At 37.0% G+C, this 10804-nt stretch carries 9 protein-coding genes; all 9 read right to left on the bottom strand.

Annotated features, from left to right (window positions below):
* The 9 genes from EGN73_RS00785 to EGN73_RS00745 all read right to left on the bottom strand — a co-directional run bounded on the left by EGN73_RS00785 (position 1) and on the right by EGN73_RS00745 (position 10799).
* The gene (locus EGN73_RS00785) at positions 1–897 is read right to left on the bottom strand and encodes a glycosyltransferase (protein ID WP_219286131.1); all 897 of its coding nucleotides are present in this window, start codon (positions 895–897) and stop codon (positions 1–3) included.
* The gene (locus EGN73_RS00780; protein ID WP_219286129.1) at positions 890–1882 is read right to left on the bottom strand and encodes an NAD-dependent epimerase/dehydratase family protein; all 993 of its coding nucleotides are present in this window, start codon (positions 1880–1882) and stop codon (positions 890–892) included. Before EGN73_RS00780 ends, EGN73_RS00785 begins: the two co-directional genes overlap by 8 nt.
* Positions 1875–3089, bottom strand: coding sequence for an ATP-grasp domain-containing protein (locus tag EGN73_RS00775; protein WP_219286127.1), 1215 nt, complete (start codon positions 3087–3089; stop codon positions 1875–1877). Before EGN73_RS00775 ends, EGN73_RS00780 begins: the two co-directional genes overlap by 8 nt.
* Entirely contained in the window at positions 3090–3944 is an 855-nt protein-coding gene (locus EGN73_RS00770; protein ID WP_219286125.1) for a sugar-transfer associated ATP-grasp domain-containing protein, read from the bottom strand.
* Positions 3945–4074: 130 nt separating this feature from the next.
* On the bottom strand, positions 4075–5169 hold the full coding sequence (locus EGN73_RS00765; protein WP_219286124.1) for a DegT/DnrJ/EryC1/StrS family aminotransferase: 1095 nt from the start codon (positions 5167–5169) through the stop codon (positions 4075–4077).
* On the bottom strand, positions 5166–6956 hold the full coding sequence (locus EGN73_RS00760) for an ABC transporter ATP-binding protein (protein WP_219286123.1): 1791 nt from the start codon (positions 6954–6956) through the stop codon (positions 5166–5168). The genes EGN73_RS00765 and EGN73_RS00760 overlap by 4 nt, the downstream gene beginning before the upstream one ends.
* Positions 6957–6975: 19 nt before the next feature.
* On the bottom strand, positions 6976–9543 hold the full coding sequence (locus tag EGN73_RS00755; protein WP_425515016.1) for an SLBB domain-containing protein: 2568 nt from the start codon (positions 9541–9543) through the stop codon (positions 6976–6978).
* A 225-nt stretch (positions 9544–9768) separates the two neighbouring features.
* Positions 9769–10275, bottom strand: a complete 507-nt coding sequence (locus EGN73_RS00750) for an ArsR family transcriptional regulator (protein WP_219286122.1) — start codon at positions 10273–10275, stop codon at positions 9769–9771.
* Positions 10276–10427: 152 nt separating this feature from the next.
* Complete coding sequence (locus EGN73_RS00745; RefSeq protein ID WP_219286121.1) at positions 10428–10799, bottom strand: hypothetical protein; 372 nt, start codon at positions 10797–10799, stop codon at positions 10428–10430.
* Between the last annotated feature and the right edge of the window lie 5 nt (positions 10800–10804).

The following is a 10804-nucleotide window of genomic DNA, read 5'->3' as shown; positions in this document are numbered from 1 at the left end:
CTACCCTGCTAATTTTGCGAAAAAAGAAGCAAATTTGGAGAAAATCCCCTTTTTGATGACTATCATATTCTCATTTTTACTTTGCCTGTTTAAGGTTTGGGATATCTTGTTGAGATATGCTTTTTCTCCATATCTATGATCTACTCTTTTGAAAAACATAAAAGTCCAATAATAGGAAAGAATTTTCGAAGCCGACTTTTGTTCATCAGACATTTTTGTCCAGATTCCGGAATTGTGCTTTCTATATACGGCCGGTTTGATATCAGGATGGTATTTTCCTTTTCCATACATTCCTAAAAGACTTGTCAAAAAGTTATCCCCATTCTTTATCATATTAGCTTCATAGGGATAATCCCTAAGTATGTCAAGGTTTCTGAACATCATAGATAAAGTCAGTATAAAAGTACTTCCGCTTATGAGTTCTTTCTCAGAATAATCCTTTTTTTTACTTTCATCCATTTTGGACTGTTCAATTATTTCTCCTTTCTCATTGATTACTTGAGCATCATGATAAGAAACAACGAAGGATGGGTTTTCATCTAAAAAGTCAACTTGTGTTTGCAATTTTCTTTCATCAGTCCAATAATCATCTCCCTCACAAAGCGCGATATATTTTCCTTTTGCGCGGGGATAATTAAAGTTTCTGGAAATCCCTCTAAGTCCTTTTTGATATTGATTTTCTTTCTGTAAGATTGGTTTGATGATTTCGGGATACTTTTCTTGATACTCTTTGATTATTTCTTGTGTCCCATCAGTAGAGGCATCATCATGGATCAAAACTTCAAAATCAAAATTGGTCTTTTGCATCAGAAAACCATTAAGAGTCTGACGAATAAAAGATGCATGATTATACGTAATGCAAGAAATACTTACAATTGGTCCTTGATTTTTAAGCATTACCCCAAAGTTTAGCAAACCTATTTATTTCCATCTCCTCTTTAAAATCCTTTAAAAGATCTAAATAATTGTAGGCTGGGATATAATTTAATTCTTTCTTTGTTTTAGAAATATCATGAACAAACTGCCTGGAGTCAGACATTTCAGGCCTATAAATAATAGGTGATGGATTATCTTTTGGAGAAAAGACTTTAATTATCCCTTTTATTTGCTCATCTAAACTTACTCCTACTCCACAGCCTACGTTGTAAAAGCCTCCGTCTAAATGCGAATCAATGGCTTTTTCAATAATTTGAACTAAATCTTTAACATATGTAATTTCCTTTTTCAGGCTCGGATTCCCCCATATTTCGATAGGTGAGCTATTAGCAGCCAAATCCATTAAATATCTGTACGCTTTAACTTTCCGTTTTCCATTTACATAAAAATATTTGTCAGGATGAAAAGCATAAATGGTTGGTAACCTTAAAATAAATCTGGCAATACCAAAAGATTGGTAATAGTGTTCAACCAAATCCACTGCAGCGTTTTTGCAAATTGTATAGATACTGTGATCTCCAGTCATTGGGAAACTCCTTTGTATCTCTGATGGAACAGGTCTTTCAGAACCCATCAAATGATTGGAATCAGCTCTCGTTTGGGTAAAGATTATTTTTGGAATAGATTGATTTTTTACAAAGTCAAGTACATTTAAAGTCCCTGTCATTATCGTATCAATGTATTTATGTGGATTATATCCTTCCATTTTAGATGGCATAGCTCCTGCCAAATGCACCACAGCATCAAAAACATGACCCTCAAGTCTATTAAACTGATCCCGCTGAGTGATATCTAGCTGTAAGTATTCAATTCCTTTTTCAGCAAAAAAACCATTGTCACTTTCCCTAGAGCCTACTCCGACTACTTGGTGGCCCTTGGAAGCCAAATCTGTGGAGAGGTATGCACCAACAGATCCTGTGATCCCAAAAATCAATATCTTACTCATGATAGAATATAATTTTTACCAATTCCTGGATTTTGGACATTTTATCAACCATTTCTTCTACTGACTCAAATTTAAACAGGAGGATCCCTAGTGCTGCATTGGAACCAGTAAAAGGGAGTATTTCATCCCCCTTTTTTTTATATAGTTTTTGAAAAACAAGCCTCCTTTTCAATTCAGCGTCAATAGTGATTGAGTCTAAAATCCCACAACCAGAGGAATGAATGGCATGATAGGCTACAGGGAAATTTTTCTTTTCCGAAATTATGACTTTTTTGCCTTCCATCAAGTCAAAAATTGCTCCAACCATGTCAAAGCCAGTAGCATGTTGAATAGCCTGAGGTACAAAATGTCCTCCGTTTCTAGGTCCAATTTCCATAATGAATTTTTCCCCAAGATGATTGACTCGAGCTTCAATATTGATAGGTCCATTTATAAAACCACAGGCTGTAATTACTTTCTGAACATCAGCAGTAAAACTATCAATAGTTTCTTTTGAAACTTGAGCTGGCCACATCGTACCAGTAGGATTAAATTCATTTGATTTACTTCCATAGATATGGTCTCCAAGATGGCAAAAAACCAATTTTCCGTCAACTACAAATCCATCACCGTGAACATCACCATATGTATTATCAAGGTATTCTTCTACAATTACCTTTTTGCTTCGTGAAAATTTAAGAGCATTTTGAACAGCTTCATTAAACTGATCAAATGCCGTAATCTTGGATACTCCTTTACTGCCTGAAGAATCAATAGGCTTAACGATCAATGGGTAATTTAATGAAAAGTTTTCCCGTTCTTTAACTTCCCTTTCATCAAGAACGATTCTATTAGGAACAGGTAAGTTCAAATTTTCCAAAAGGTCTCTGAATGCTCCCTTATCAGTAAGTTGAAAAACACTTTCTTTAGAATTTCCAGGCAAATTCAATTTTTCAGAAACTTGGGAAGCAATAATAGCTGCAGGATCAGATGCATAAGCAAGAACAAAATTCACATTTTCATTTTTGGCCAATTCCATCACAGCAGGCAGGTCCGTAGTGCTTACTGTAAATGATTTATCTGATAGTTGATGACCTGGGTTATCTGACAAATAATCCGTTACTAAAGTAAAAAAACCTCTTTTTTTTGCTTCAATAATGGCAGGAACCTGAGCATGTCCTGCACCTAGAAACAAAATTTTCTTTTGATTAACTCTCGATATTGGCATTTATAAACTTTTAAAAAAATTACTAAAATCCTGGTTCTGAAACAATGGATTCTTCATCTGAACCAATTCCAAATCAGGAAGTGAATTTATTTCAATCACTTTAAATCCACCTTCTGTAAAAACTAGATCTAAACCACCATATTTCAGCCAAGTAAGATGGCTCAGAGTCCCAATTACCTTTTGAATCCCTTGAGACCAATTTGGAATCTGAACTCCTTTAATGGGAGCCTTTGTTTCGGGATGTATATCATGCCACCCTCCATATTTTTTATGTAAGTAAACAAAAGACCTACCTAAGACCCCGGTTTCATGATCGATTTCCGTAAATATTCCTCCTCTTTTGGCATTATCGGCAGGGGCTGAAAAGCTCGTTCCAAATCTATGTGAACAACCTGCAATATGAATTTCCTGGCTTTCCAAATCCCTAAAGAATACAAATCTGATTGTATTCAGGGAATCTGGAAAGATCTCATTACTATACCTTAATTGACTTATCTTTTCATTTATGATAAAACTGTCTCGGTTTATAATTCTTTCTTTAATTTGTTCTTTATAGTTATCAGATTTCAACTCCTCTACACCAGTACCGCCACTTCCTTGCAATGGCTTAATGATCAATGATTGGTTGTTTTTTAAAATCCATTTTTCTAACGATTCAAAAAGATCCCCCAAGTCCAAACCAACTCTGGATATTTCTTTTCCCTTCTGAAAGATTACTTGAATTTCAGCCGTGTGAGGAAATACTGTGTGCAAAAACGCCTTATTATCAATTAGTTTGGAATAAATCCCATTTATTGGATGCTTTCTTTTGTAGGTTACATTATCAAGAAAATTATCTTTATTTCCCTTATTCAATCCATACAATTCAGGATGCAAAGAGAAAAATCCATTCTTCCAACACCATATTTTTTGACTGAATGGAATGGAAGGGTCACTGAGTTTTTTTTCTCTTGAAATAAACCATCTTAAGCTATTGTAAATCTTCTTAATCATAATTGAAAACAGTGTGATTAATTATCTCAATTGTTTTCTCAATTTCACTATCTAACAAATCATGATATAGCGGCAAACATATAACTTTTGATGCTATTTCATCACTAATTGGCGTAGGCTGCTTTATTTCTAAATAGTCCAGAGAGCTCAAGGATGGGAAAAAATATCTTCTTGGAAAAATACTATCTTTCTCAAGTTCACTTTTAACAATATTCATCAATTCAAAACTATCAAAAATCAGGGGGAAATACGCAAAATTAAAAGTTGTATTCTTTTGTATCTGAACAGTTCTTGATTTCTCAAAGCTTAATCCGCTGAGATAAAGTTCAGATTGATGTTTTCTTCTCTCTAATATTTCATCTATATACCTGAGATTACATAACCCCATCGCAGCATGAAACTCTGAATTCTTACCATTTATCCCGACTCCACTAAATTTTTCAGGACCATCATGTCCGAAATTCCTCAAAAAACTTATCCTTTTTCTTAAATTTTTGTCTTGGCTGAATATTGCACCGCCTTCTATAGAATGAAAAAGTTTGGTAGCATGAAAACTTGTAGTACTAATATCGCCAAAATTAAAAATTGATTCTCCCTTATATTTAGTACCAAAACAATGTGCAGCATCATAAATCACTTTGAGACCATGCTCAGAGGCTATTTTTTCTATGAAATCAATTTCGCAGGCGTTACCAAAACAATGGGTTGCCAATATTGCCTCAGTATCCTTATCTATTACCTCAAGGATCTTTAATGGGTCAATATTTAGGGAATGTGGATCAATATCAGCAAAAACTGGCGTACAACCCTCCCAAAAAATACTACTGGTAGTAGCCACATAACTAAAAGGCGTTGTGATGACTTTACCTTTGATCCCTAAAGCCTTTAATGCTATCTGCAAAGCGACAGTTCCATTCGAAACACATGCTACTTCCCGTACTCCCAAATATTCCCTGAGGTTTTCTTGAAGCTGAATAAGCAAAGGGCCATTATTGGTATACCAATTACGTTCCCAAATTTCATCTAAATACTTTTTGTATTCTTCAATGGGTGGAGAGAAAGGCTTTGTTACGGGGATTGTTTTCATACTTCTTGCAGCTGCACCATTTTTTTAAATTTCTCCGATTCGACTATCAATTCTGAATAAGAGCCCACAGCTTCAATATTACCATTTTTGAGTAAAATAATTTTGTCTGCTGTCCTTATTGTAGAAAGACGGTGTGCAATAATTAAAATTGTTAGTTGACCTTTAAGTTGATCAATATTTTTCTGAATGATTTTTTCTGTCTCTGAATCCAATGCCGAGGTTGCCTCATCCATCACCAAAATTTCTGTTTCTTTATATAGTTCTCTTGCTATAGCGAGCCTTTGCTTTTGGCCTCCACTTACTTGAATGCCATTATTACCCAATTTTGAATCTTCCCTTTCAGGCAACTCTTTGACAAAATCATCAATTGCGGCCTTTTTCAAAGCCTTCCAAAATTTCTCTTGGTTCTCAGGTGACTTTTCAGACCAAGCTGTAATATTGTTGAAAATTGTGTCTGAAAAAATTACAGGTTCCTGGGTGATATAACCTATTTTTTTCTGAAAACTTAACTTATCAATTTTGCAAAGATCTTTATCGTCAATTAATATCTTCCCGGTATCAGCATCAAATAAGCCTGCTATTAAATTGACCAAAGTTGTTTTTCCACTTCCACTTTCACCTACAAATGCCACTGTACTCTTGGCTTGAATATCAAGATTAATCTTCTGAAGAACTTTATCTTCAAAATAACCAAATGAGACATCTTCAAGTTTTATGCTATTATTCAAGCCTAAAAACTCTTCATTTCCCTTTTTGTCTTGGGCTTTGGCCAATTGCTGACCAAACTCAATTACATTGTCCAAAGATCCAGTCACATTTAGAAAATTATTCCAGTGATTTTGCAATTCCACAAGAGAGTTCAGAGATCTATAAAAGAATAATAAGCTAAGTACTATTGCACTGATATTTTCCGAAAATAGATTTACCTGAATCAAAATCACAATTACTACCACCGTGATCACCAAAGGCTCTCTGGCTGCGACAACCAGAGAATTATAAAAACCTATTTTCTTATTGCTACGCTCTATGTATTCAATTGCAACCTTCATTTTGTCATAAAATAAAGACATCAGGCCCGTAGCTCTCAAATATTTATAAAACGCTACATTTTGAATCAAAAGTCCTTGATATATATGTCCTCCCTTGGTGATTTTTTTTGAAGTGAGCTTCGTTTTTTTGTAAATCCTGTTGTATACCAAGTTTGATAAAGTACCTCCTATTGCCACCAATATTGCAAATTGAAAATTGGTCGCAATGGCTAATCCTAAATACACGGCCACTAAAACACCTGACTGAATGGTGCTGAAATAATTTTTAAATGCGGTTGAAACACGCCCCATTTCTCCACCCATGGTGTTTTGAACCATTCCTGAATCCACGTTCACGAAAGACTTATAGGAATAATTACCCAACATTTTAGCGTAGGTGAGTCTCAGCTTTCTAATAAAGTATTGCTGGGTGAGCACATTGTAATATCCTTGGCAAAATTTAGTAACTCCTTTGAATATAAAAAAAAACATGATTACGAAAAGTACAGTCTGTAAGTTCAACTGAACTCCCAAACTTTCCAATCCTGAAATTAAAAATTGAAGGCCTCCCAGTTCTTCACCGCTACTTACTGTATCAGTATCTCCCACCATTTGCAATAATGGTAGAAACATAGCTAGGCCAAATCCATCTAACAGACCTACGCATAAACTTAAAAACAAAGCTATAAATACTTTATAGCCGAGTTTCGAGTAAAAATATTTAAAGTAAACCAACCTGCCTGATTCTCTTTTCTTCATTTTCTAAAAATTCCCTAACTCAATTTGTCAAATTACTGATCAACAAAGCCAAGGTTGCCATACTTGTTGCCAATCCAACCCAAGCCTGTGCGGTCATAGGCTGTCTTTCAGGCTTCTGAGGAACAATAATTTCCGCTCCAGGCTCTATATGGGGGTAGAACTTCAAAAATAAAAACTTCCTAGTACGCTGAACATCTCCATTTGCGTATACCACATAGGATTTACCCCTTCTGGCATCTTCTGTAAATCCTCCAGCTCTGGAAATATACGACCTAAACCCTCTCAATTCCTGGAATCTCGCTGTGGTTGGAAATAAAACCTCTCCTCTCATCCTAACTGTTTGCAATTCTTTTGGAATTGATATGATATCTCCCTCTTCCAAAATCAGATCTTGTGCTGATCCAGGGTTTGACATGATAGCTTCTAAGTTTATTCCTATAAGCTCCTGCTCTTTAAATTCATATTGAACCAAGGAAGTATCTCCAACTGAAACATCCTGAAGTCGTTCTGCCCTAAACCTTGAAGCTAGCGTTTGCTTTTCCTTTTCTTCCATTTTCACTTTGGCTTCCTCTTTGTCGGCAAGTCTTTTTTCAATCCGTTCCAAAGCTATTTCCTCTGCCTCACTGAGGCTTAAGCCTTCACGTTGTAGTTTAGCTACCACTGACCTAAGATTCTCTTCTTTTATTTCACTTTCAGTCTTAGGCTGAAAATACTCCGTCCTCCTAATCAGTGTAGCCCCCTTCGGATAAGCAAACTGGTTGAGCCCGCCGGCACGGCTTATAAGGTCGGAGATTCTTTCATTGGCATTGCTCAAGGCAAACTCCCCGGGATAAAAAACTTCCCCCTGAACCTCCACCAATCTCTCTCTCTGAAAGCCGGGACTCCTTCTTACAAAGATATGGTCAAAGGGCTGAAGCTTGACTTTAGAATCTTCAGGTCTCAGATTGAGTTGGTTATCTACATCTAGATTGATGATCTCAGCCACTTTTCCGGAAATATCGTCACGTACTCTTCTGGCTATTTCTATATAAGAATTGGAAGCTGCATCCTTGAATCCTCCTGCTTTGGTAATCAAGTCTGCTACAGTCAGGTTTTCGGCATAGGCATAGGCTCCTGGAATGTTAACTTCTCCAGTTATCCTAATGTAGTATTCCTCTTTAAGGTCATATCTGCTTGGAATGCTGAGCACATCTTCTCTTCTTAAGGCGATATCCGGAATTGTTCCGTCCAAAATCCCCCTTATATCCACTGACATGGATTCCAATGTCAAGTCTTCTTTGGTTCTGTATAAGATAGCACGACCTGTAAAAGCATCTCCCCTTAGTCCTTCAGCTTTTGCTATCAGATCCCTTACCCCCATGCCTGAATCGGGAATACTGAATTCTCCTGGCCTAAAAACTGCTCCTGCTACCTGTACCCGGTTTTCGAACCTGTTCAACCTTTCCCCAACTGTAATTTCATCTCCGTCCTGAAGTCCAAAAGCAGCAAACTCCTCAGCACTTAGATCCTGAACTTTCATTTGCTCCCCTGTAGCTCTCCTGATCGTAAGTCTTTCTCTATATGCTAAAGAAGAAAACCCTCCGGCAAAATTGATCAAGTCTGCAACACTTTCCTCAGGTTTCATTTCAAAATAGCCTTCTCTACGGACTGGACCTTTGAGTTCCACCCTGCTTTTGAACGGTTGTACGATGACCACATCATTGTCCCTTAAGGTAACATTGCTTCCATGATCTCCTTTGGTTAGAAAATCGTAAATATCCACTTCCGTAAGAAGTTTGCTGTCTCTGTATACTTGGATATTTCTGAATGTTCCGTTTTCATTAGGACCACCTGCAGCATAAAGCGCATTGAATACAGATGCAAATGAGGGCAAAGTATAGGTACCTGGCTTGATCAGCTCTCCTACCATTGAAACTGAAATAGACCTGATGTTTCCTAATCTGATCTCTAAAAAAGTATTAGGGTTTGATCCCAGTAAACCGGAATAAATTCTACCCAATTGCTGCCTTATCCTTGGCCTTGCAGCATCTATAGTAGATCCTCCGACAGTAATAGGGCCCAAATTTGGAATCATTATCCTGCCCTCTGGTGTCACTGTCAACTCATAAGATTGTTGGGAGGCTCCATAAACATCGATGATAAGCTGGTCCCCCGACCCAATCACATAACTTCCAGGAGTCGGAATGTTAAGACTAGGATTGAACGTGAGGTTTCGGTTATGAAATAGCTTATAGCCAAAAATTTTCTTTTGCTCCGGAGTCAGATCAAAATAAGGATCCGCTCTCCTAATAGAATCGAAAAGTGCAGGATCAAAATTAAATCCTTCAATCTGCCTCGTCTGTCCTGGTTGCTGACCTTGTCGCAATTGCTGCTGTGAAGCCTTTCCACCGGATCTGAGCTGCTGAATTCTCTCCCTTAACTTCGCTACCTCATTGGCAGGCATACCTCTTTCGCGGGCATAAGACTCCAGCTGCATTTCATTCATTCCTGCTGATTCTGCCCTTTTGATCAATTGCTCAATCTGCGCATCGGACAGGTTATCTACTTTCAGGTTCTGTATGTCATTCATGGACTGGGAGTAGCCCATTTGGATCAAGAGAAGAAAAGATACTATTACTAGGAAAAATACTTTTCCGGGGAAATACCCTTGCATAGGTTTTTTCAATTGTTTCACGAATTAACGTTTTTTTTTGAAGATATGAGATGTTTCACAAAAAATGATGGACGGGTACAGCTTCGCCCTTTCAGTCACATTTTTGTGCTTAACAAGATTCACTATTATTACCTTGGCTTCTGTGATGGACAGAAAGCCTTATCTTTTATACAATACCAATCCTTCAGGATCTATCTGACCATGGATTATTCTGAAATTCACCTCTTTTTCAATAAGCTCTTGGATCCTAAGGCCAAGTTTTTCCAAGTATTCCTCATTGAGATTTTGCCCCAGAATCTCCACTGTAATCACACCTGAATTATTCCCTTTGGCATAGTCCCCCACCAAAACGACATGCGAAACTTCGCCCATACGTTCGAGTATGGCTTCCAATAATCTGTCCAGTCCCAGGTATTTCCTGACCAGCTCATGAATATTTTGATATAGGGGGTGATGGGTGTTCGCTTTGTACTCTATTTTATTCTTTTCAGACTGCTTTACCAAGAATCCTGCCTCAGTTAAATGATTGAGTTCTTTTCGTATAGCATTGGTTGATTCTCCAAATTCCTCAGCTAGGCCCCTAAGATGACTTTGGTTATTTTCATTGATAAAAAACTTGACCAACAGCTTCAGTCTTGTCTTGGAAGTAATTAAAGATTCTAACATAAAAAAAGCGCTGGGAAATGAGCAACAAAAGTACTCGTCTTGTTTTCAAAAGCAAAATATTTCCAGCAGTTTTTAATATGGATGGGACATTTCAAAAAGAATATGAATATAAGGACAATAAATTTACTTCTGTTCTGATATAATAGATTATTTTAAGAACGATAGATACCTGAATCCCTTTTTTCTGTTATTCTTCTAAAAAGCGAGCCGGTCATTGAAGAAAACCCACCAATTAGAAACCCAAGAACAGCTGTGGCCACCCACAACAAATTATCATTTTTTACTCCCATCAAATCCGCCATTTGACTTGGAAGTGCGGATTCAGATTGTATAGAAATCCAAATAGTCAGTACAAACCATGACAATCCAAATGCTAATCCACCTATAAAAAAAGCAGTCCAAGGCCTCGGATTGATTATTAAAGACCAGAATCCAACCAAAACCATCAATACCCAATAGGGTGCGATTTTACCTACCAACAATACTGTCAAGCAGGTGAGTATAGCTATTAGGATTGCTTTCATATAAA

Source organism: Arthrospiribacter ruber (assembly GCF_019343195.1).
Taxonomy (GTDB): domain Bacteria; phylum Bacteroidota; class Bacteroidia; order Cytophagales; family Cyclobacteriaceae; genus Arthrospiribacter; species Arthrospiribacter ruber.
The sequence above is the reverse complement of the archived record's forward strand: the minus strand, read 5'-3'. Positions and strand labels throughout refer to the sequence as shown.